Raw genomic sequence first — 20,948 nt, forward strand, 5'->3', positions numbered from 1 at the left:
GGACCATGGCGCGCATCACCCTGGACAAGCTGGCCCATTCCTACATGCCCAACCCGCAGAGCGAGGGCGACTTCGCGTTGAAGCAGATCGACCACGACTGGGAGGATGGCGGCGCCTACGCCTTGTTGGGGCCGTCCGGCTGCGGCAAGACCACGCTGTTGAACATCATCTCCGGCCTGCTGGTGCCGTCGCGTGGGCGCATCCTCTTCGACGATCACGACGTTACGCCGCTGGCGCCGGAACAGCGCAACATCGCCCAGGTGTTCCAGTTCCCGGTCGTCTACGACACCATGACCGTGGCGCAGAATCTGGCTTTTCCTTTGGCCAACAGAAAGGTCGACGCCGACGAGATCGCCCGCCGCGTCGAAAAGACCCTGGCCATGCTCGACATGACCGACAAGGCCGGGCGCAGAGCCCAGGGGCTGACGGCGGACGAGAAGCAGAAGATCTCCCTGGGCCGCGGGCTGGTGCGCTACGACGTGAACGCCATCCTCTTCGACGAGCCGCTTACGGTCATCGACCCGCATATGAAATGGCAGCTGCGCACCCAGTTGAAGGAGCTGCACCACGAGTTCGGCCACACCATGATCTACGTCACCCACGACCAGACGGAGGCGCTGACCTTCGCCGACAAGGTGGTGGTGATGTACGAGGGCGAGGTGGTGCAGATCGGCACGCCGGAAGAGCTCTTCGACGAGCCCGCCCACACCTTCGTCGGCTACTTCATCGGCTCGCCGGGCATGAACGTGCTGCCCTGCCGGGTCGCGGGCGACCGCCTGCAGCTGGGCGACAGCGAAATCCCCCTCCAGCGCCGCTATCCGGCGCTCGAGGGCACGGTGGAGATGGGCGTGCGGCCGGAGTTCGTCAGACTTGCGCCCAATGGCGAGGGCCTGCCGATCTCCGTCACGGGTGTCGAGGACATCGGCCGCTTCAAGATCGTACGGGCGCTCTTCGAGGGGCGCAGCTTCGACGCCGTGCTGCCGGAGGGCAGCGCGGTTCCGGCAGAGGCCAGTGCGGTGATCGATCCGCGCCGGATCAACATCTACAGGGATTCCCATCTCGTCCGGGGAGAGGCCTGAGCCATGGAGAAGATCCAGAACAACAAAGCCTGGTTCATGGTTCTGCCGGTGCTGCTGATCGTTGCCCTGAACGCGGTCGTGCCGCTGATGACCGTGGTGAACTATTCGGTCCAGGACACCTTCGGCAACAACATCTTCTTCTTCGAGGGGACCCGCTGGTTCGATGCGGTCCTCGCCTCGGAGCGCTTCCATAGCGCACTGGGGCGTCAGCTCTTCTTCACCGCTACCATTCTGGCGATCGAGATTCCGCTGGGCGTGATGATCGCCCTGGCCATGCCGCGCTCCGGCTTCTGGGCCTCGGTCTGTCTCGTCCTGATGGCGCTGCCGCTGCTGATTCCCTGGAATGTCGTGGGCGCGATGTGGAACATCTACGCGCTGCCGGATATCGGCCTGCTGGGCTTCGGGCTCAACTGGCTGGGCATCAACTACGACTTCACCCAGCAGCCGGTCTCGGCCTGGTTCACGGTCATCCTGATGGATGTCTGGCACTGGACGTCGCTGGTGGTGTTGCTGGCCTATGCGGGGCTGCAGTCCATCGACGAAAACTACTATCGGGCGGCGCAGATCGACGGCGCCTCGCGCTGGGCGGTGTTCCGCTACATCCAGCTGCCCAAGATGAAGCACGTGCTGACCATCGCGATCCTGCTGCGCTTCATGGACAGCTTCATGATCTATACCGAGCCATTCGTGCTCACCGGCGGCGGCCCCGGCAACACCACGACGGTGCTGTCGATCGATCTGGTGAAAGCGGCGCTCGGCGAGTTCAACCTCGGTGTCGCCTCGGCCATGAGCATCATCTACTTCCTGATGACCCTTCTGGTCTGCTGGCTGTTCTACACGATCACCATGCAGGGAGAGAAGAAATGACCCGTCTCCGCTGGCTGATCCCGACGCTCTACATCATCTTCCTGATGCTGCCGATCTACTGGCTCCTGAACATGTCGTTCAAGACGACCAACGAGATCCTCGGCGGTTTCTCCTGGTTCCCGGCCGAGTTCACCGTCGACAGCTACATCGAGATTTTCACCGACCCAACCTGGTACAGCGGCTACATCAACTCGATCATCTACGTTGCGCTCAATACGGTGATCTCGGTGTCCTTCGCGCTGCCGGCGGCCTACGCTTTTTCGCGCTACCGCTTCCTCGGCGACAAGCACCTCTTCTTCTGGCTGCTGACCAACCGTATGGCGCCGCCGGCGGTTTTCGCCCTGCCGTTCCTGCAGCTCTATTCCTCGATCGGGCTGTTCGATACACACATTGCCGTGGCGCTGGCCCACTGCCTGTTCAACATTCCGCTGGCGGTGTGGATTCTGGAAGGCTTCATGTCCGGCGTTCCCAAGGAGATCGACGAGACCGCCTACCTCGACGGCTACTCCTTCCCGCGCTTCTTCACCAAGATCTTCATGCCGCTGATCGGCAGCGGCATCGGCGTCACCGCCTTCTTCTGCTTCATGTTCTCCTGGGTGGAGATGCTGCTGGCCAAGTCGCTGACCTCGGTGGAAGCCAAGCCGATTGCCGCCGTGATGACCCGCACGGCCAGTACGTCCGGCTATGAACTCGGCTTGCTGGCGGCGGCCGGCGTGCTGACCATCATCCCGGGTGCCATCGTCATCTACTTCGTGCGCAACTACATCGCCAAGGGCTTTGCGATGGGGAGGGTTTGATCATGGGCCTTTCATGGATGGCCTGGACCTGGCAGACGGCGACCTTCTTCAGCGTTATCGCCCTCCTGCTGGTCGGTATGACGGTCTGGGAGTGGCGGCGCCCGGGCGGCAGCCCGCGCCGCGGCGTCCTGGGGCTCGATACGACACGCGGCGACCGTCTGTTCATCTCGCTTTTGGGCAGTGCCTACATTCACCTCGCCTGGCTGGCCCTGGCCACCGGGCCGCTGTGGATCGCCACGATCATCGCGGTGATCTACGCCCTCGCGGTCTTCCGCTGGGTTTGAGGTGGAGGGCTGCTGACATGGAATTCGCTTTCGCTCCGGGCACGGCGGTGCCGGATTTGCAGAAGGGCGCTGGCGAAGGCGGCTGTGTGGGAGCTCCAAGCTCCCCAGAGCCGGTTTTTGGGCCCGTTTTCGGGCGCATGAAAACCTCAAGGGAGGAGGGAATATGAAGAAGCTACTGGCATCAGCCACCGCGCTGGCCATGCTTTGCGGGGCGGGTCCTGCCTTCGCGGACATGGCGGCGGCGGAAAGGTGGGTTGATGAAGAGTTCCAGCCTTCGGCGCTGACTCGCGACGAGCAGCTCGCCGAGATGGACTGGTTCATCAAAGCCGCCGAGCCCTTCCAGGGCATGGAGATCAACGTGCTGTCGGAGACGATTCCGACCCACAGCTACGAGTCCGAGGTCCTGACCAAGGCCTTCGAAGAGATCACCGGCATCAAGGTGAACCACCAGCTGCTCGGCGAGGGCGAGGTGGTGCAGGCGGTGCAGACGCAGATGCAGACGCGCCGCAATCTCTACGATGCCTACATCAACGACTCCGATCTGATCGGCACCCACTCGCGCCTCCAGCTTGCCTACAACCTCACTGACTTCATGGAAGGCGAGGGCAAGGACGTGACCAATCCGGGTCTCGACATCGACGACTTCATGGGCAAGTCCTTCACCACCGGGCCCGACGGCAAGCTCTACCAGCTGCCCGACCAGCAGTTCGCGAACCTCTACTGGTTCCGCAAGGACTGGTTCGACAAGCCCGAACTGCAGGCTCAGTTCAAGGAGATCTACGGCTACGACCTGGGCGTTCCGATCAACTGGTCGGCCTACGAGGACATCGCCGAGTTCTTCAGCGTCCATGTGAAAGAGATCGACGGTGTGCGCGTGTATGGCCACATGGACTACGGCAAGCGTGCGCCGGACCTCGGCTGGCGCATGACCGACGCCTGGCTGTCGATGGCCGGTGCCGGTTCGACCGGCCTGCCCAACGGCGTGCCGATCGACGAGTGGGGCATCCGCATGGAAGCGGGCTCCTGTAACCCGCAGGGTGCTTCGGTGTCCCGTGGCGGCGGCACCAATGGTCCTGCGGCCGTCTATGCCATCCGCAAGTGGGACGAATGGCTGCGCCAGTACGCACCTCCGGGGGCGGCCAGCTACGACTTCTACCAGTCGCTGCCGGCGCTCAGCCAGGGCAACGTGGCCCAGCAGATCTTCTGGTACACGGCTTTCACCGCCTCGATGGTGAAGCCGAAGGCGGAAGGCAACAACACGGTCGATGACGAGGGCAACCCGCTGTGGCGGATGGCGCCGAGCCCGCACGGCCCCTACTGGCAGGAAGGTCAGAAGCTCGGCTATCAGGACGCCGGGTCCTGGACCATCCTGCAGTCGACGCCGATCGACCGCGCCAAGGCGGCTTGGCTCTACGCGCAGTTCGTGGTCTCCAAGACCGTGGACGTCAAGAAGAGCCACGTCGGTCTGACCTTCATCCGCGACTCAACCGTGCGGCATGAGAGCTTCAGCGAGCGGGCGCCCAAGCTGGGTGGCCTGGTCGAGTTCTACCGCTCGCCCGACCGCGTTCTGTGGTCGCCGACCGGCATCAACGTCCCCGACTATCCGAAGCTGGCCCAGCTCTGGTGGCAGCAGATCGGTGACGTGAACTCCGGTGCCTTCACGCCGCAGGAGGCCATGGACCGCCTCGCCGGCGAGATGGACCAGGTGATGGCGCGTATGCAGGCGGCCGACGAGCAGGCCAACGTCTACGGCGGCTGCGGCCCGCGTCTGAACGACGAGCAGGATGCTTCGGCCTGGCTTGGCAAGCCGGACGGCCCCAAGGCCAAGCTCGCCAACGAGAAGCCCCAGGGCGAGACCATCGCCTATGAGGAGATCATCAAACGCTGGCAATAAACCTGGGCCGAATGCCGCCCGCCGGAAGCATCTCGGCTTCGGGCGCGGCGGCAGGGGTTCCACTGCTGGGGCGGCTTCGACCGCCCCTTTTTTTTGGCCGTGTCGGCCTGCCGCCCGGGCGCTACTCGATGCGCTGCGCCGAGCGGATCATCGCGGCAAGCAGGGAGAGATCGAGCGGCCTGCGCGCCGGCAGCCCCAGATCCGCTGCATAGTCGGCCGCCGCAGCCTGCACATCGCGGGGCGCGTTGACATAACCCAGGGCCTGAAGAAGCGTGGTGGCGGAGGCCGTCGGCACGGCCCGCACCGGACCTCTTTCGGCAGGCTGGCCCGGGTCGCCCAGCAGGTTGCCCCGCCGGGTCATCGCCGCCTGGCGGGCCAACGCGGATCCTTGCGCTGCCCCGCGCACGAAGAAGTCGGCCAGGACCCGCACCTCCCCATCGGCGATCACGAAGGGCGGCAAGGCCCGCTCGGAAGCTGTGGCCTGACAGAGACCGGCCAGGGCTGCTTCCCGGCCCTTGCAGCCGAAGTAGAGGGAAACCGCGTGAGGCCAGTCGACGCGATAGCCTGCGCGCAGCGTGACGGCTTCGCCGCGCGCTTCGCGCGCTTCCAGGCTGGGATCGCGCCACTGCAGGCCCAGCCAGCCGGTCTTGAGGCCGATGGGCTCCGCCAGCTTCAGGATTGCCCAGTTGTTGGTGATGTTGGCCAGGTTGGCGCCGGCGGCGGGGCTGTATCCCGGCGCCGGGGTGAAGCCGGCGATCTTCGAGTCGGCCAGGAAGCGGTCTTTCTGGTAGGCGGCAATGAAGTGCAGTTCCTGCGGCTGCCACCAGCGTGCTTCGCGCTTCGAATAGAGACACTGGGCCTGGGTCAGGACCAGTTGCGGCCCGATCAGGATTCCGTTGCAGAACCCCTGCCCGGCAAGGTTGACGCGCCCCAGCGCGCTCCAGGGGTATTCCTGCGCATCGACGATCACGCGGCCGTCCAGCGGGGTCGGGTCTGCGCGGGTAGCTATCGGGGGCTGCGCCTCCGGGGTTGCGGAGGGGACCGGCGGAGCTTCCTGGCTCGGGGCGCAGGCCTGGAGGAGCAGCAGCAACGCCAGGCTGCCCAGAGCGCGCGCACGATGTGTTGTCGCCGGCGCCGGGCGGCGGCCATTCGGATGATCTGATTGCATGCCCCACTCCCTCTTGCGGCTGGCCATCTTGCGCCTAGCGTGACCGATTTTTGTTCGTCGGCTCCCCCCTGCCTGTCGGAGACCTCCTTATAGCCTGCTTCGGCGCCAGGCGCCTGACCATAATCCGCGGTTCGCGACCCGGTCGCGGCCGGGTCCTCCGCGGTGGCCGCCTGCCGGGCTGCGTGGCATACTCCGCGCGCAGTTCCAGATGCGATCGTTTTGGAGGAGTTCATGATGCTACGGCCAAGCCGTCTTTTGGCGGCCGTGTTCCTGTTGCTGTTTTCCGCCGCCGGGGCCCCGGCCCAAGACCAGACTCAAGACCAGACCCAGGACCAGACGCAACCGGCGGCGGCCCCGGCTGGCGGCCCGCTGGCGGGTGTCAATGTCCTGCAGATCAGCGTGGCGCCCTTGAGCGCGGATTCGCAGCGGTGCGGCCTGCAGCAGGACCTGATCCTCGAATCGTTCCAACAGCCGCTCGTCGCCGAGGGGCTTGCGGTGCAGCGCTCCGCCCATGTGCGCATTGTCGTGACTGCAACGACGGTGGTCTACGAAGGCGCGACCTGCATCTCGACCATCGGTGCCATGGCGACCCAGAACACCCGCTACTTCGACCGCCAGACCCAGTCGGAGCGGGCCGGTCAGGTGCTGCTGTGGAGCGACTCCGGTCTCTTTGTCACCGGCGAGCGCGATCATGTGGTGCTGACCAACATCGGGTTTCGCGATCTTGCCCGCTCTTTCATTCGCAAGTGGCAGCTCGATCAGTAGGCGCAACACCAAAACGCAGAAATGACGGGCAAGATGCAACCTTAAGATTGTAATCCGGTCTTCACTGCGTTAAACTTTCGCCAGAAGCGGCAGTAGAGCCTGCTTTTCAGTGCTCTCTTCCCCAAGAAAGCTTCCCTTCTCTTGCCCCCGCCGACCTCCCCGGTGGGGGCGTTTCCTTTGCAGGACCGGGGGACTGCGATAGCTTGAGGGGGTCTTGGCGCGGAGGCTTTGCAGTGCACCCTCCGCATCTTCGGGGGCTGGAGCCGCGTCAGGGGGGACTGGGGAGAAAACTGGGCAGCTATGAGCAACTCGACAGACGGTCTTCCGAAGAAGGCCTACCGTAACCTCGACTTTCTGGAATCGGCCTCGGCCAGGGCTTTGCGTATTCTTTCCGAGTACATCGAGCCCAACAGCCGGTTCAACCACTACAAGATCGACGACACGATTATCTTTTTCGGCTCGGCGCGCATCCTGCCGCGGGACGTGGCGCAGCAGCGACTCGACGCCGCCAGGGCGGACGGCGGCGACCTGAAGCGGGCGGAGCGGGACCTTGAGATGTCCCGCTACTACGAGGACACGCGGGAGCTGGCCCGGCGGCTCACCGAGTGGTCGAAGGGGCTGGAGGACGGTGACCGCCGCTTCGTGGTCTGCAGCGGCGGCGGACCGGGGATCATGGAGGCGGCCAACCGTGGCGCCTCCGAAGCCAAGGGCCTGAACGTCGGTCTCAACATCTCCCTGCCCATGGAGCAGCTCGACAACCCTTACATCAGCCGGGAACTGAACTTCGAGTTCCACTATTTCTTCATGCGCAAGTTCTGGTTCGCCTACCTGGCGAAGGCGGTCGTGGTCATGCCCGGCGGCTTCGGTACGCTCGACGAGCTTTTCGAACTGCTGACGCTGGTGCAGACAGGAAAGATCCGCAAGCAGATGCCCGTGGTTCTCTTCGGCAGCCAGTACTGGGCGGACGTGATCAACCTGGAAGCGCTGGAGCGTTACGGCACCATCAGCCCGGAGGATCTCGAGCTGTTCTTTCGCACCGACTCGGTGGACGAGGCCTTCGACTTCGTTACCGAACAGCTCCAGTCCTACGCCCTGGACATACCCGGACCGCGACTCTAGCGGCGCACCGATCAGCTCCCGCTCCGCAACAAGGGCTGAGCTTGCTGCGGAGCGGTCGCCTGCCGCAGGTCCCTTTTCTTGACGCAGAGATGCAGTCCGGCAGCAAGAAGGCCCAGCAGGATCGAGGCGTACCAGATCGCATCGTAGTGCCCGAAACGGTCGAAGTAGAGGCCGCCGATCCACACGCCCGCGAAGCCGCCGAGCTGATGGCTGAGGAAAACAAAGCCGAAGAGGGTGCCCATGGCGCGCGGCCCGAACATCACGAGCACCAGTGCACTGGTCAGCGGTACCGTGGAAAGCCAAAGGACGCCCATGGCCATGGCGAAGATCATCAGCGAAAGGGGGGTCAGGGGCTGCGAGATGAAGGCGAGAAGAACCAGGGAGCGCAGGCCGTAGATTGCCGCCAGCACATAGGGTTTGGGGTAGATGGCGCCCAGGCGCGAGGCCAGCAGCGTGCCGGCGATGTTGGCCAGGCCGACCAGGGCCAGCGCGCGCAGGCCGAAGGCCCGCAGTTCGTCGGGCGTCATGGTGGTTCCGCCGCAGAAGTGCACGACATAGTTCGGCAGATGCGCGGTGATGAAGGCGAGGTGGAAGCCGCAGACATAGAAGCCGAGGCCGAGCAGCAGATAGCTGGGCTGGGTAAAGGCATGGCGCAGGGTCCGGACGAGCGGCACAGCCGCGGCTTCGGCCGCCGGCGGCGCTGCCGAGCAGAGGCGCGGGATGCACAGCGCCATGGGCGCCAGCATGGCGGCGACGATGATCATGACGGTGCGCCAGTCGAACCATTCGATGAGCTGTGAGACCACAAGCGGCAGAACGACCTGCCCGACCGATCCCAGGGCGGACGTCAGGCCCAGGTAGGCGCTTCGCTTTTCCGCCGGTGCCGCCCGGCCGACAACGGCGAGAACGACGCCGAAGGCGGTGCCTGAAATCCCCATGCCGACAAGCAGGCCGGTGCCGATGTGCTGGGCCAGAGGAGTGCTTCCGGTAACGCAGACGGCCAGGCCCAGGGCATAACAGCCGAGCCCGATCCACAGCGCCAGGCGGTCTCCCCATTTGTCGGCGACGGCGCCGAAGGCTGGCTGCGCCAATCCCCAGACGAGGTTCTGGATCGCGATTGACAGCGAGATCACTTCAATGCGGCCGTCGAAGAGATCGTTGGAGACCGGCTCAACGATGCCGCCGAAGACCGCGCGCACTCCGAAGGACAGTGCCAGGACGATACCACCGGCGATCACGATGCTCATGGAACCGCTGGTATCCCGGTCATTCGCCAAGGTGCTGATGGTCATCTGCGTCCTGCCAAGAAGCTTCGCATGGGGCGGCGATGCGCCCGGATTGACCGAGAGGTTAGTGGCAGCCTATAGTTTTGAATAACGAAAATATATGAACTGAAAATTCAAGAAACCTGAAGTGAAACCGACCTTCGACATCGATGCTCTGCGCGCCATCGTCCTGGGAAGCGACCTGCGCAGCTTCGCAAGTGCTGCGGTACAGCTCGGGCGCTCCCAGTCCGCGATCAGCATGCAGTTGAAGAAGCTTGAGCAACAGGCGGGGACGCCGCTGTTCGTGCGCAAGGGACGGGGCCTCGTGCCGACTGCGGCGGGCGAGGCTCTGGTCGCCTACGCGCGCCGGATCGTGGCGCTCAATGATGAAGCGGCGGCCACGCTCGGCGTTGCCGCGAGTACGACGACGGTCCGGCTGGGTTTGCCGCAGGATTTCTTCGACGATGTGATGCCCGCGACCCTGGCGGCCTTCTCACAGGATCATCGCAACGTGCATGTCGAGGTGCAGGCGGGCCCGAACCACATCCTGGGGGAGGAGACTGCCGCCGGCCGTCTCGACGTGGCGATTGCCCTGTTCAAGCAGCGGGCGGCTGCGGAAGGAGAGGCGCTTTGCGACCTTCCGATGCGTTGGATCGCGCAGCGGAACAACGCGGAACTCGCGGATCAGGATCCGCTCCCCCTGGTTCTCTTCAGCCATCCCTGCCATTTCCGCGAAGCCGCGCTGACGGCGCTCGATAGGGCCAAGCGGCGCTGGCATGCAGCCGTCACAACGCCGAGCCTGCCCGGTATCTGGGCGTCCCTGCGATCCAGACTCGGCGTTGCGGTTCGAACCGAGCACGGCCTGCCGCAGGATATGGTGTGTCTCCCGCGCAACGCCGGCCTGCCGGATCTGCCGCGCATCGAATTGAGGATGCTCCGGGCGCCGGAGGCTTCGGCACCGGCGCGCAGTCTCGCCGCGATCCTGAAGCGGGAGACTGTCGAGCGGGTCGGCGGCGGGTGAACGCGGCTGCCGACTGATTGTCGCAGGCCCCGCTCGTGTCGCCTGCGGCGTACGGCCTTCTCGCAGCACACTTTTCCGGTTCCCGCCTCAGCCGTGGCCGCTCCTGGATGCGATCGATGATGAACCGCGTCGGCCGTTGCTCTATGGTTCCCGCAGAGAAGCAAGAGGAGACAGCCATGGTCATCACCAAGGGGTTCAAGGCTCTGCTGGCGGAAGCCAATGCGGTTGTCGATGCGGTCTCAGTGCGCGAGGCCATGGACATGCTCGAGGATGCCGATGTGGCCTTCATCGACCTGCGCGAGCGCGAAGAACTGGCGCAAGGCACGATTCCGGGCGCTGCCCATGTGCCGCGCGGCCTGCTGGAGTTTGTCGCCGATCCGGAGAGCCCGATGCACATCCCGTCTTTCGACCCGGCCAAGCAGCTTGTCGTGTTCTGTGCCTCCGGGGGGCGCTCGGCGCTTGCCGCAAAGACGCTGCAGGACATGGGGTTCCAGCGGGTGGCAAACCTCGTCGGCGGCTTTCAGGCCTGGAGCGAGGCCGAGGCGCCAATCGATCCCCTGCGCGACGTCTAGCGATCTTGGCGTAGGGGGCGGCGGTGAACACGGTGGACCACCTTCTGGCCCAGGCGCGCAACAACGCCTGGGCGAACCGGCGGCTGCTGGCGGCCTGTGCTGCCGTGACACAAGAGCAGTTCACCGCGCCTCTCGGCGGGTTCTTCGGCAGCCTGCGGGCGACCCTCAATCACATCCTCTATGTCGATTGGTACTATGTTGACGCGCTGGAGGGCGGCAGCCTGGGCCCCGCCGCCTGGCGCGACGAGGAGCCCTGCAAGACACCTGCAGACCTTCAGCGCGAACAGGCCGCCGTTGACCAGCGCTTGATCGTGTTCTGCAAAGGCCTGGACGACACCGCGCTTGGCGCCCCGGTACGCCTGATCCGCGCGGACGGCGACAGGATCGAACGGACCGACCGGGTGCTGCTGCATCTTTTCCAGCATCAGGTCCATCATCGCGGCCAGGCACACGGCCTGCTGTCCACCGCCGGGGTTGAGCCCCCGCAGCTCGACGAGTTCTTCCTGAATCAAGACAGAGGCTTTCGCGCCGCGGAACTGGGCGCACTCGGCTGGCAGGAGGAGGATCTCTGGCGGGCGTGGCCCGCGCCGGGCGCTTGATCCTTAGGCGCTGGCGGCCTTCTTCATGTCCTCGTAGCCGCTGAGTGCGCGGGCCCGGGCCGCCTTGTGATCGACGATGGGCTTGGGGTAGGTCTCGCCAAGAAGAATGCCCGCCTCTGCCAGCACCGGGGGCGGAGCCTCCCAAGGCTTGTTCAGATAGGCATCCGGCAGCGTCGCGATTTCCGGCACCCACTTGCGGACGTAGCGGCCGTCGGGATCGAACTTTTCGCCCTGGGTGATGGGATTGAAAATGCGGAAGTAGGGGGCGGCATCTGCGCCCGAACCGGCGACCCATTGCCACCCCGCGGAATTGTTCGCCAGGTCTGCATCCACCAGGGTGTCCCAGAACCAGGCCTCGCCCCGCTGCCAGGGGATCAGCAGATGCTTCACCAGGAAGGACGCCGTGATCATGCGCACCCGGTTGTGCATCCAGCCGGTATGCCAGAGTTCGCGCATGCCCGCATCGACGATGGGATATCCGGTGCGCCCCCGGCACCAGGCTTCGAAACCGGCATCGTCATCGCGCCAGGGGTAGGCGTCGAACTCCGGCCGCCAGGAACGCTCGGCGAAATCGGGCCAGTGGTAGAGGAGCAGGTGGGAGAAGTCGCGCCAGCCGAGCTGACGCAGGAAGCCCATCACGCCGTCTTCCTTTGCGGTGCCGGCGGCGATCACCTGGTGTCCGGACTGCCAGACCTGTCGTGGCGAGACCTCACCCCAGTGCAGGTGCGGGGAGAGCCGGGAGGTTGCGGGCTCGTCGGGCCGGTCGCGTCGCGCGGTGTAGGCCCCGGCCGCCTCGTCCAGAAATGCGCGAAGGCGGGCCACCGCGCCCTTTTCGCCCGGCGTCCAGTTGTCCCGCAGGCCGCCGGCCCAGTCGGGCTTCGTCGGCAGCAGATCCCAGTGTTCCAGCCGGTCGCCGGAGACTCCGTCCAAGCCGTCAATGCGCTCCGGCGCCGGTTCGGGGGCAGGCGGGGCCGGGGCCGCCAGCATGGCCTTCCAGAACGGTGTGAAGACCTTGTAGGGCCCGCCGCTGCCGGTGCGGATCTCCCAGGGCTCGAACAAAAGGCCGCCGTTGAAGCTTTCGACTGTAAGGCCGTCGTCCCGCAGCCTTGCTTTCAGCGCCTTGTCCCGGGCGATGGCGTGGGGTTCGTAACAGCGGTTCCAGAACACCGCCCCTGCGCCGGTTTCCGCCGCCAGCGCCGGCAGGATCTCCTCGGCATCGCCGCGGCGCAGGCATAGAGGCGCGCTCCGGGACCGCAGTTCCCCCTGCAGGGCGGCCAGGGAATGGTGCAGCCACCAGCGCGCCGCGCCACCGGGCTTCCAGGCGCCGGCGTTGGCGTCGTCCAGAACGAACACCGGCAGGATCTTACCCCCGCGTGCGCAGGCGGCCTGCAGGGCAGGGTTGTCGGCCAGGCGCAGATCCTGGCGCAGCCAGACGATGCTGGGTGAGACGGTCATCGTGAAGGGGTCATAGGGTCGGGTTGGTGACGGGGACACTCCCCAGACCATTTATAGCGCGGATCGAGGCTGCCAACTCCCTCCGAAACTTATTTGTGGGCAGACATCCGCGGTTTTCTGAGGAATCGTGGGAAAATTTCACATTTTTTTCGCCGAGCGTCTTGACCGCCTAAACCCAGGCGCTAATTGGCAGAGCAAGCGCGCGACAAGAAGACCGGGGGAAACGGTTGGGCTACCGCCAACAGCCTCTGTCGCCGCCTCAGCAAAACCACTGACTGGAGGAGGTATTCTCATGAAAACCCTTTCGCGCGCGCTCTTCGCCGCCGCCGTTGCGGCCCCGCTCGCCCTTTCATCCATTGCTGCCAAGGCGGCTGACATTGTCGACACCGCCGTCGGGGCCGGCCAGTTCGAGACCCTCGTCGCCGCCGTGAAGGCCGCCGGCCTGGTCGAAACGCTGAAGGGCGAGGGTCCCTTCACCGTCTTCGCGCCCACCGACGAGGCTTTCGCCAAGCTGCCCGCCGGCACGGTCGAGAACCTGCTGAAGCCGGAAAACAAGGATCAGCTCGTGGCGGTCCTGACCTATCACGTGGTTCCGGGCAAGGTGATGTCCTCCGACATCCGCAACAAGCAGCTGAAGGCCGGCACGGTCCAGGGCAGCAAGCTGAGCATCAACACCTTGAACGGCGGCGTTGCCGTCGACAATGCCCAGGTGATCTCGGCTGATATCGAGACCTCCAACGGCGTCATCCATGTGATCGACACCGTGGTGCTGCCGCAGTAAGGCATCGAAGGTAACGCACCAAGGTAAATCATCAGATCGCACGCCGCCGCTCCCGCTTTTCGCGGTAGCGTTCGGCAGCAGCGTTCTGGCGGCCGTCCCGATGACTCGGGGCGGCCGTTTCCTTGTTCGGCGATCGCTTGCTGGGCGGTCCCCTGTTCGTGGCTGCGGCTTCGGTCGTGGCGCGCAGAGGGTGCGCGAAGTCCGCAGGACGATCCCCGTTGCGGGCAGCCCGGGCTGTGTTCTTTCTAGGGCCAGGGTCGCTTCCTCGCTGAGCCAACGAGGCCGTGGCAGCACGCAATCAAGGGCTTACCCGACAACCTCCCAAACCTTAAATTTTCTTCATGTGATCAGCGACTTGACGCTCCCGTCTGCCGCTCTACCTCCGCTCTTAAGCGAACGGCAGCAAAACCGACGGAACCGGTTCGACTGACAGGAACGGTCACTGCCATCGTCCCAGCAAGATCGTCCAATCCATGGAGGAGGCACCTCATGAAGGCCCTTTCGCGTACCCTTTTTGCTGCCGCCATTGCGGCCCCGCTCGCCCTTTCGTCCCTTGCCGCCAAGGCGGCCGACATCGTCGACACCGCCGTCGAAGCCGGTCAGTTCGAAACCCTGGTCGCCGCGGTGCAGGCCGCCGGTCTTGTCGAAACGCTGAAGGGCGATGGCCCCTTCACCGTCTTTGCGCCGACGGACGAAGCCTTTGCCAAGCTGCCGGAAGGCACGGTCGAGAATCTGCTGAAGCCGGAGAACAAGGATCAGCTGGTCGCGATCCTCACCTACCACGTGGTGCCGGGTAAGGTGATGTCCGGTGACATCGCCGGCAAGATGACCGAGGCGACGACAGTCCAGGGCAGCGAGCTGACCATCGATGCCATGAAGGGCGGCGTCCAGGTCGAGGAGGCGCAGGTGATCCAGGCTGACATCGAGACCTCCAACGGCGTCATCCACGTCATCGACACCGTGGTGTTGCCCCAGTAACGGATCAGCCCAGTAACGGATCAGTTCCAATCCGCATGCCGTCGTTCCCCCCGGCGGCAGCGTTCAAGCGGCCGCCCCACCCCCCCGGGGCGGCCGCTACCACAATTGGCCTTCCGGCTAAGCCATCAGTGATCGCCAGTACTCGTCAAACAGATCGCAGCAGGTGATTTGAGTTCTCGTGTGTATAGGAAGCCTCTCACCAATCTCTGGGCCATACAACTCCGCAATTTCGTTCTCAATAACGTCGCGGTCTGCAGATGAAATCCCTTTAGATGTTGCGAAAACCCGCTTTGTGGAAGGTGGTACCACTGGGCGCAGCAGTTGCATGTTCTGCTCGTGAAATCCGAACCCTAGGAAAACCAAGTTCTTCGCAGCCCCGATCATTGCACGCATTTCGTTGAGTGTATGCGCATCATCCACTTGTTCGGTAAATGTCTTTATCTGCTTCGAGATTGCCAGAAGGCCTTGGCCACGAGGAGATGCTCCGAACTCAACTCGCAACTCTCCATCTTGCCATGGTAGGTCCCCAACTTTTCCGTAAGGATGATGCACACGGAGTGAGCTAGATAGCTTGGCAGCTTCTCCTTCATTCACACCGTAGAAGTTCTGAAGTGCGTGAAAGAAAAAGTGCTCAATGCATCTATCGTAGTTAAAGACAATGAACCCCGTGTTATGAAAGATATCTCGGAGTTCAGACCTCTTGCGCTCCATTGTAAGCGCTTGCCAAATCCTGCTGTACCAGGTGTTGCCAAGTCGCTCAAAGGAGGGACGCTCGTCGCCACGCCGGTGGTTGACATACAACAAGCTGGCCTTTTCTGCTTCTAGAATTGCTTTCGCAATAGCGAGCTTCCCACAAGTCTCGATACCTTCATCACCATCGTGCGAATCGATGAAGGTATCTATTGAAGACGCTTGCGGCATCGCATCTCTGATTCTCCAGCCGGCATGTAGATAGTCGTTTACGTTGATTCGACTGTTCTCATTGGTGCTTCGCATCGATGCGTGCGCTCGAAGCGCTTCCATAATCTCGTAGTCGCCACTTTCCTGCTGCCGACCGGTCCCACCAAATCTAATGTCGATGCTCTTTGCGATTATTGACTTCAGCTCATTGCCAACCGGCAGGTTTGCTTCTTTGCTGGCTCCCGCTCCTACAATGAAAAGGGTTTCGGTTTTGAACAATTGGATGCGCTCCATGTAAGTGAAGTGTTTCGCGCTATAGTAGATACTCTGTAACCGCCAATTGCTACGTCAAACAGATACACAGGGCAGGGGTAACATCGACCGACATGAATTGTGTTTACAAACAAAGGGCGCTGTGCGGGTAGGGGAAAACCTGGCGGCGGCCCAGCAGCATGACCTGGAAGCGCGGCGCCAGAAGCCCGGCGATGGCCGGGTCGAGAACGTTGAGGCCGCCCGTGTAGGCGCCGAAGGCGGGCAGGATGAGACGCCGGCCGTCGGTGATGAAACAGGGCGCGGAGATACGCTTGCCGCGCACGCGCACCGCGGCCTTGGGGTGGAAGTGGCCCGAGACTTCGCCAAAGACTGCGCCGGCTGTGGCCCCCGGCTCGGCCTCGTGGCGGAAGGTGAGGGCGCCTTCCGTCCAGGCGGCCTCGACGGTTCCGCCCAGATCCTCCGGCGGCGCCGGGTCGTGATTGCCGGCAATCCAGATCCAGTCGTGGCGGGCGGTCAGATCGCGCAGGCGCCGGACAATGGGGGCGGGCAGGCGCGCCGCCGCCCCCTGGTCGTGAAAGGAGTCGCCCAGGCAGATCAGCCGCTCCACGGCATGGCGGGCCAGAACGGCCTCCAGCCTGTCGAGGGTCGCCGCCGTGTCGTAGGGCGGCAGGAACTGGCCCCGCGCGGCGAAGGCCGAACCCTTTTCGAAATGCAGGTCCGCCACCACGGCGAGGCGCCGGTCCGGCCAGAGCAGGGCGCCGGAATGGTCGGCGATCAGTTCCACCCCGTTCACCAGCAGTCGGTCGCTGCGCCGGTCCGTTTGCGGCGTCGGGGGCTCCACCGCCCCGCTCATAGCGGCAGCTCCGACTGGCCGCGGCCGACCTCCATGCCGGCGGTGGCTTCTTCGATCAGCGCCTGCGCGCCCTCGTCGAGCAGTTCGTCCAGGCCGCTGCCGTAGACCTGCTCCTTGCCGATCTCCAGCAGCACCGGCACCGCCAGGGGGGAGATCTTCTCCAGCCGGCGGTGCTCGATGCGGCCCTGGACGCGCTTCAGCATCTCCGCAAGCCGGCCGATATCCGTCAGGCCGCCGGCAGCGTCGGCGCGCGTGGCCTGCAGCAGAATGTGGTCCGGCTCGTGCTTGCGCAGCACGTCGTAAATGAGATCGGCGTTGAAGGTCACCTGGCGGCCGGACTTTTCCTGGCCCGGCGAGCGCGCCTCGATCAGCCCGGCGATTACCGCCACCTTGCGGAAGGTCCGCCGCAGCATGGAGGACTCGGCCATCCACTCCTCCAGGTCGTCGCCCAGCATGTCCTGGTCGAAGAGGGCGGTGAGATCGCTGGCCGGCTTCAGGCTCCAGACAGCGATCACGTAGTCGGTGGCGACGAAGCCGAGGGGGGCGAGGCCCGCCCGCTCCATGCGCCGCGTCAGCAGCATGCCGAGGGTCTGGTGCGCGTTGCGCCCCTCGAAGCTGTAAGCGACCAGGAATTCCTTCTCGCCGCGGGGAAAGGTCTCGACCAGCAGGCCGGAGGCGTCGGGCAGCACCGAGCGCCAGCGCTGGATGCGCAGCCACTCGGCCACCGCCGGCGGCAGGTCCTGCCACTGGGCGGGGTTGGAGAGAATGCCGCGCACCCGCTCGGCCAGGTGGGTGGAAAGCGGCAGCCGCCCGCCGGCATAGGCGGGCACCTTGGGGTCACCGCCCTTGCCGCGGCTGACCAGCACGGTGTTGTCGCGCATGCCCTCGAAGCAGAGCAGCTGGCCGGCGAAGATGAAGCTGTCACCGGGCAGCAGCCCGTTGACGAAATACTCTTCAACCTCGCCCAGAACGCGGCCGTTCCTCATCCGGATTTTCAGGACGGGCGCCTCGACGATGGTGCCGACGTTCATGCGATAGCGCTTTACATGCGAGATATGAGCGACCCGGTAAAAGCCTTCCGGATCAAGGCCCAAGCGGCGGTAGCGCTCATAGGATTTCAGCGCATAGCCGCCTGTTGAGACGAAATCCAGGGCCTTGTCGAAATCCTGCCTTGTCAGGGACTTATAGGGATAGGCTGTGATGATTTCTTGGTAGAGCCGGTCTGCCGCGAAGGGCCCGGCGCAAGCGGTTCCGAGGATGTGTTGAGACAGCACATCAAGTCCGCCGGGCTTCGGCGGGTCTCCGTCCAGGCTGCGCGCGGCCACCGCCTCCAGGGCGGCGCGGCACTCCAGCACCTCGAAGCGGTTGGCCGGTACCAGCAGGGCGCGACTCGGCTGGTCGAGCTGGTGGTTGGCCCGGCCGATGCGCTGGAGCAGCCGGGCCGAGCCCTTGGGGGCGCCCACCTGGACCACCAGGTCGACGGCGGCCCAGTCGATGCCGAGATCGAGCGAGGAGGTCGCCACCACGGCGCGCAGCTTGCCGGCCGCCATGGCCGCCTCCACCTTGCGGCGTTGCTCCACGGCGAGGCTGCCGTGGTGCAGGGCGATGGCCAGGCCGTCGTCGTTGAGGCGCCAGAGCTCCTGGAACACTAGCTCCGCCTGGGCCCGGGTGTTGACGAAGACCAGCGTGGTCTGGGCCGTCCGGATCCGCTGGTAGACTTCGGCGATGGCGTGCACTGCCATGTGACCGGACCAGGGCAGGTATTCCTGGGTCGTGAGGATCTCCACATCGGCCTCGGCGCCGTCGCGGCCGATGATGCGGCGCACGCCCCCCGCCTCGGCGGTCGGGGAGATCCAGGCCGCCAGCCAGTCGGGATCGTGCACGGTGGCGGAGAGGCCGACCCGCCGGCAGTTCGGACTGAGGGTCTGCAGGCGGGCGAGGCCGAGCGATAGAAGGTCGCCGCGCTTGGTTCCGGCCAGGGCGTGCAGTTCGTCGATGATGACGCACTTCAGGCCGGCGAAAACCTCCGGCGCGTCGTAGTAGCTCAGCAGCAGCGCCAGGGACTCCGGCGTCGTCATCAGGATGGCCGGGGGCTTGCGGCGCTGCCTCTGGCGTTTGGATTGCGGCGTGTCGCCGGTGCGGGTCTCGCAGGCAATCGCCAGGCTCATCTCCTCGATGGGCTGGGTGAGATTACGGTGGATGTCCACCGCCAGCGCCTTCAGGGGCGAGATGTAGAGCGTGTGCAGCCCCTGACTCTGATCGCGGCTCTGGTCCTGGCTCTGACTCTGGCGGGCGGCGAGATCGACCAGGGACGGCAGGAAGCCCGCCAGCGTCTTGCCGCCGCCGGTGGGCGCGATCAGCAGGGCCGACTCGCCCGCCTGCGCCGCCCGCAGCATCTGCAACTGGTGCGGATGGGGCTGCCAGCCGCGGGCCCCGAACCACTCCGCAAAGCGTGGTGGCAGGGCCGAAAGATTCGAGTCGCTGAGAAGGGCTGGCTGGCTCACGGGGCCTAAGATAGAGCGGCTCCGAAGCAGGGGAAAGGCGTGCTGCGGTGGAATGGGCGGTTCCTGCAAGGCTGCTGACTCGGCTCGGCGTGGCGGTGGCTTTCACGCTTCCGGCTGCGCAGTTGTTGGGTGCTCCTTTTCGCTGCGATTTCGCACAAATGCGTCGCGGTTTTTTCCTGCCGCCGTTCTGCCTGTGTGACGGAACTTCGACTTTCCGCGGCAAGTCCCTGCTGCGCCGGGGCTTTGTCGTTTCCCGCCGGAAATCGCCATCCCTTAACGAAGTATTGACCCTAAGTCTTTAGTCTAAGTATCGGATTTTACAGAGTTTCGGGGAGGCCCCCGTTATGAAAGGACGAGTCACAGCAGCGCAGCGAACGTGGCGGAAGTTCAGGGACGATGCCAATGGCAACGTCGCTGTCTTCTTTGCGTTTGGCGCACTCGCGATTCTCGGCACCGTCGGTATCGCCATCGATACCTCGGTGGCCTACAACGTGCGATCGAAGCTGGCAGCGGCGGTCGATGCCGCGGCGCTGGCCGGTGCGCGCAACTATGCAAGCCCGACCCGCGACGCCGACATCCAGCGTTTCTTCGATGCCAACTTTGATGCCGGCTACATGGGCTCGGTGCTTGAGCCGCTGATCATCACGCCGGACGACGAAGCCCGGACCGTCACGGTGACCGCCACAGCCAACATCCCGACGTTCTTCATGAACATCTTCGGGACGGACTCCACCGATGTCGCGGCGAGCGCCGAGGCGACGCTGTCCTCACGCGATGTGGAGGTTGCGCTGGTCCTCGACGTCACCGGTTCGATGAGAAACTTCAACCGGCTCGTCGATCTCAAGGCTGCCGCGATCGAACTGGTCGACATCGTCGTGCAGGATCTGCAGGACCCCTTCTATTCCAAGGTGGCGCTGGTTCCCTATGCCAGCGGGGTCAACGTCGGCAGCTACGCCGATCAGGTCCGTGGCGCCATCACCGCCGGCACCTGTAGTCACCCGGCCGCGCCGAACTGCGACAGCTTCGAGTTTACGAACGATGAGGGCGATTCCAGAACCTACGATGTCAGCACCTGCGTGACGGAGCGCTCGGGCCCGCATCTTTCCACCGATGCCGCGCCGAGCCTGGCGCCGCTGGGCACGCATTATCCGCCGGACGGCACCTACAATCCCTGTCCGACGGCGGAGATCATGCCGCTGACCAGCAACAAGACGGCGCTGACCACCGCCATCAACGGGTTGAACCATGGCGGTTCCACCGCCGGGCAGATCGGCACGGCCTGGGGCTGGTACATGATCTCGCCCAATTTCGCCTATCTCTTCCCCGGCGAGGGCAAACCGGCGAATTACGGCGCGATCCACCTGGGTCAGGAGGTGCTGAAGGTCGTGATCATCATGACCGACGGTGACTTCAACACCATCTACAACTCCGGCGTGGTCGCCAACAACTCGACCGGCGGCAGTGGCGAGCCTGAATACAAGATCAACCAGCCCGGCACCAACGGCAGTTCCTTCGATCAGGCTCAGGCGCTCTGCACCGCCATGAAGGCCGAAGGCGTCAAGGTCTACACCGTCGGTTTGGAACTCGAGGGCAGGCCCGACGCCACGGCCTTCGTGAACAACTGCGCCACCGATGCAGACCACGTTTATCTGCCCAGCAGCGGAACCGCGCTGAAGCAGGCTTTCCGCGACATCGCCCGACAGGTCTCCAACCTGCGGATCTCCATGTAGCCACCCTGCCCGGCCCTTCTCCGAATTGCGGGGAGGGCCGGGCA

19 protein-coding genes are annotated in these 20,948 nt (G+C 64.6%); 13 read left to right on the forward strand and 6 right to left on the reverse strand.

Features of this window, described 5'->3' with window-relative positions:
• Positions 1–5: 5 nt before the first annotated feature.
• The 5 genes from ACO06P_RS21985 (at position 6) to ACO06P_RS22005 (ending at position 4,921) form a co-directional block, all read left to right on the forward strand.
• Entirely contained in the window at positions 6–1,079 is a 1,074-nt protein-coding gene (locus ACO06P_RS21985) for an ABC transporter ATP-binding protein (RefSeq protein WP_420347371.1), read from the forward strand.
• A 3-nt stretch (positions 1,080–1,082) separates the two neighbouring features.
• Positions 1,083–1,946 (forward strand): carbohydrate ABC transporter permease, encoded by an 864-nt coding sequence (locus ACO06P_RS21990; protein ID WP_420347372.1) that lies wholly within the window; start codon positions 1,083–1,085, stop codon positions 1,944–1,946.
• Positions 1,943–2,743: a carbohydrate ABC transporter permease gene (locus ACO06P_RS21995; RefSeq protein WP_420347373.1), complete on the forward strand. Its 801-nt coding sequence runs from the start codon at positions 1,943–1,945 to the stop codon at positions 2,741–2,743. The genes ACO06P_RS21990 and ACO06P_RS21995 overlap by 4 nt, the downstream gene beginning before the upstream one ends.
• Positions 2,744–2,745: 2 nt before the next feature.
• On the forward strand, positions 2,746–3,027 hold the full coding sequence (locus tag ACO06P_RS22000; protein ID WP_420347374.1) for a DUF2160 domain-containing protein: 282 nt from the start codon (positions 2,746–2,748) through the stop codon (positions 3,025–3,027).
• Between the two features lie 163 nt (positions 3,028–3,190).
• Positions 3,191–4,921 (forward strand): ABC transporter substrate-binding protein, encoded by a 1,731-nt coding sequence (locus tag ACO06P_RS22005; protein WP_420347375.1) that lies wholly within the window; start codon positions 3,191–3,193, stop codon positions 4,919–4,921.
• A gap of 121 nt (positions 4,922–5,042) precedes the next feature.
• Here the strand turns inward: ACO06P_RS22005 and ACO06P_RS22010 are convergent, their stop codons facing one another.
• Positions 5,043–6,089 (reverse strand): trypsin-like serine peptidase, encoded by a 1,047-nt coding sequence (locus tag ACO06P_RS22010; protein WP_420347376.1) that lies wholly within the window; start codon positions 6,087–6,089, stop codon positions 5,043–5,045.
• A gap of 231 nt (positions 6,090–6,320) precedes the next feature.
• On the opposite strand from ACO06P_RS22010, the gene ACO06P_RS22015 reads away from it, so the two are divergent.
• Positions 6,321–6,854 (forward strand): hypothetical protein, encoded by a 534-nt coding sequence (locus ACO06P_RS22015; RefSeq protein WP_420347377.1) that lies wholly within the window; start codon positions 6,321–6,323, stop codon positions 6,852–6,854.
• Positions 6,855–7,154: 300 nt separating this feature from the next.
• Positions 7,155–7,973, forward strand: coding sequence for an LOG family protein (locus tag ACO06P_RS22020; RefSeq protein ID WP_420347378.1), 819 nt, complete (start codon positions 7,155–7,157; stop codon positions 7,971–7,973).
• 11 nt (positions 7,974–7,984) lie between these two features.
• Here ACO06P_RS22020 and ACO06P_RS22025 read toward each other — a convergent pair whose 3' ends face one another.
• Positions 7,985–9,265: an MFS transporter gene (locus tag ACO06P_RS22025; RefSeq protein ID WP_420347379.1), complete on the reverse strand. Its 1,281-nt coding sequence runs from the start codon at positions 9,263–9,265 to the stop codon at positions 7,985–7,987.
• Positions 9,266–9,386: 121 nt separating this feature from the next.
• Between ACO06P_RS22025 and ACO06P_RS22030 the strand changes: the two genes are divergently transcribed.
• The 3 genes from ACO06P_RS22030 to ACO06P_RS22040 all read left to right on the forward strand — a co-directional run bounded on the left by ACO06P_RS22030 (position 9,387) and on the right by ACO06P_RS22040 (position 11,430).
• Entirely contained in the window at positions 9,387–10,259 is an 873-nt protein-coding gene (locus tag ACO06P_RS22030; RefSeq protein WP_420347380.1) for a LysR substrate-binding domain-containing protein, read from the forward strand.
• Positions 10,260–10,435: 176 nt separating this feature from the next.
• Complete coding sequence (locus ACO06P_RS22035; protein ID WP_420347381.1) at positions 10,436–10,831, forward strand: rhodanese-like domain-containing protein; 396 nt, start codon at positions 10,436–10,438, stop codon at positions 10,829–10,831.
• 23 nt (positions 10,832–10,854) lie between these two features.
• Positions 10,855–11,430 (forward strand): DinB family protein, encoded by a 576-nt coding sequence (locus ACO06P_RS22040; RefSeq protein WP_420347382.1) that lies wholly within the window; start codon positions 10,855–10,857, stop codon positions 11,428–11,430.
• Positions 11,431–11,433: 3 nt separating this feature from the next.
• Here the strand turns inward: ACO06P_RS22040 and ACO06P_RS22045 are convergent, their stop codons facing one another.
• Positions 11,434–12,885 (reverse strand): cryptochrome/photolyase family protein, encoded by a 1,452-nt coding sequence (locus ACO06P_RS22045; protein ID WP_420347383.1) that lies wholly within the window; start codon positions 12,883–12,885, stop codon positions 11,434–11,436.
• A 292-nt stretch (positions 12,886–13,177) separates the two neighbouring features.
• Between ACO06P_RS22045 and ACO06P_RS22050 the strand changes: the two genes are divergently transcribed.
• Complete coding sequence (locus ACO06P_RS22050) at positions 13,178–13,666, forward strand: fasciclin domain-containing protein (RefSeq protein ID WP_420347384.1); 489 nt, start codon at positions 13,178–13,180, stop codon at positions 13,664–13,666.
• Between the two features lie 489 nt (positions 13,667–14,155).
• Positions 14,156–14,644 (forward strand): fasciclin domain-containing protein, encoded by a 489-nt coding sequence (locus tag ACO06P_RS22055; protein WP_420347385.1) that lies wholly within the window; start codon positions 14,156–14,158, stop codon positions 14,642–14,644.
• Positions 14,645–14,761: 117 nt separating this feature from the next.
• Here ACO06P_RS22055 and ACO06P_RS22060 read toward each other — a convergent pair whose 3' ends face one another.
• The 3 genes from ACO06P_RS22060 to ACO06P_RS22070 form a co-directional block, all read right to left on the reverse strand.
• The gene (locus ACO06P_RS22060) at positions 14,762–15,838 is read right to left on the reverse strand and encodes a hypothetical protein (RefSeq protein ID WP_420347386.1); all 1,077 of its coding nucleotides are present in this window, start codon (positions 15,836–15,838) and stop codon (positions 14,762–14,764) included.
• A 103-nt stretch (positions 15,839–15,941) separates the two neighbouring features.
• Positions 15,942–16,670: a ligase-associated DNA damage response endonuclease PdeM gene (gene pdeM, locus ACO06P_RS22065; RefSeq protein ID WP_420347387.1), complete on the reverse strand. Its 729-nt coding sequence runs from the start codon at positions 16,668–16,670 to the stop codon at positions 15,942–15,944.
• On the reverse strand, positions 16,667–19,174 hold the full coding sequence (locus tag ACO06P_RS22070) for a ligase-associated DNA damage response DEXH box helicase (protein ID WP_420347388.1): 2,508 nt from the start codon (positions 19,172–19,174) through the stop codon (positions 16,667–16,669). Before ACO06P_RS22070 ends, pdeM begins: the two co-directional genes overlap by 4 nt.
• A gap of 344 nt (positions 19,175–19,518) precedes the next feature.
• On the opposite strand from ACO06P_RS22070, the gene ACO06P_RS22075 reads away from it, so the two are divergent.
• Positions 19,519–20,904 carry a pilus assembly protein TadG-related protein gene (locus tag ACO06P_RS22075; protein ID WP_420347389.1) on the forward strand — a complete coding sequence of 462 codons (1,386 nt, stop codon included), beginning with the start codon at positions 19,519–19,521 and terminating at the stop codon, positions 20,902–20,904.
• Positions 20,905–20,948: the final 44 nt, after the last annotated feature.

Origin of the sequence: Pelagibius sp. (genome assembly GCF_965227505.1) — a bacterium.
Lineage (GTDB): Bacteria > Pseudomonadota > Alphaproteobacteria > Kiloniellales > Kiloniellaceae > Pelagibius.

What these genes read in the sequence shown, in the direction of transcription:
- ACO06P_RS22015 (WP_420347377.1), top strand. Translation starts at nt 6,321, where the DNA reads ATGATGCTACGGCCAAGCCGTCTTTTGGCGGCCGTGTTCCTGTTGCTG.
- ACO06P_RS21995 (WP_420347373.1), top strand. Translation starts at nt 1,943, where the DNA reads ATGACCCGTCTCCGCTGGCTGATCCCGACGCTCTACATCATCTTCCTG.
- ACO06P_RS21985 (WP_420347371.1), top strand. Translation starts at nt 6, where the DNA reads ATGGCGCGCATCACCCTGGACAAGCTGGCCCATTCCTACATGCCCAAC.
- ACO06P_RS22050 (WP_420347384.1), top strand. Translation starts at nt 13,178, where the DNA reads ATGAAAACCCTTTCGCGCGCGCTCTTCGCCGCCGCCGTTGCGGCCCCG.
- ACO06P_RS22060 (WP_420347386.1), bottom strand. Translation starts at nt 15,838, where the DNA reads ATGGAGCGCATCCAATTGTTCAAAACCGAAACCCTTTTCATTGTAGGA.
- ACO06P_RS22075 (WP_420347389.1), top strand. Translation starts at nt 19,519, where the DNA reads ATGAAAGGACGAGTCACAGCAGCGCAGCGAACGTGGCGGAAGTTCAGG.
- ACO06P_RS22045 (WP_420347383.1), bottom strand. Translation starts at nt 12,885, where the DNA reads ATGACCGTCTCACCCAGCATCGTCTGGCTGCGCCAGGATCTGCGCCTG.
- pdeM (WP_420347387.1), bottom strand. Translation starts at nt 16,670, where the DNA reads ATGAGCGGGGCGGTGGAGCCCCCGACGCCGCAAACGGACCGGCGCAGC.
- ACO06P_RS22055 (WP_420347385.1), top strand. Translation starts at nt 14,156, where the DNA reads ATGAAGGCCCTTTCGCGTACCCTTTTTGCTGCCGCCATTGCGGCCCCG.
- ACO06P_RS22020 (WP_420347378.1), top strand. Translation starts at nt 7,155, where the DNA reads ATGAGCAACTCGACAGACGGTCTTCCGAAGAAGGCCTACCGTAACCTC.
- ACO06P_RS22025 (WP_420347379.1), bottom strand. Translation starts at nt 9,265, where the DNA reads ATGACCATCAGCACCTTGGCGAATGACCGGGATACCAGCGGTTCCATG.
- ACO06P_RS22010 (WP_420347376.1), bottom strand. Translation starts at nt 6,089, where the DNA reads ATGCAATCAGATCATCCGAATGGCCGCCGCCCGGCGCCGGCGACAACA.
- ACO06P_RS22005 (WP_420347375.1), top strand. Translation starts at nt 3,191, where the DNA reads ATGAAGAAGCTACTGGCATCAGCCACCGCGCTGGCCATGCTTTGCGGG.
- ACO06P_RS22000 (WP_420347374.1), top strand. Translation starts at nt 2,746, where the DNA reads ATGGGCCTTTCATGGATGGCCTGGACCTGGCAGACGGCGACCTTCTTC.
- ACO06P_RS22035 (WP_420347381.1), top strand. Translation starts at nt 10,436, where the DNA reads ATGGTCATCACCAAGGGGTTCAAGGCTCTGCTGGCGGAAGCCAATGCG.
- ACO06P_RS21990 (WP_420347372.1), top strand. Translation starts at nt 1,083, where the DNA reads ATGGAGAAGATCCAGAACAACAAAGCCTGGTTCATGGTTCTGCCGGTG.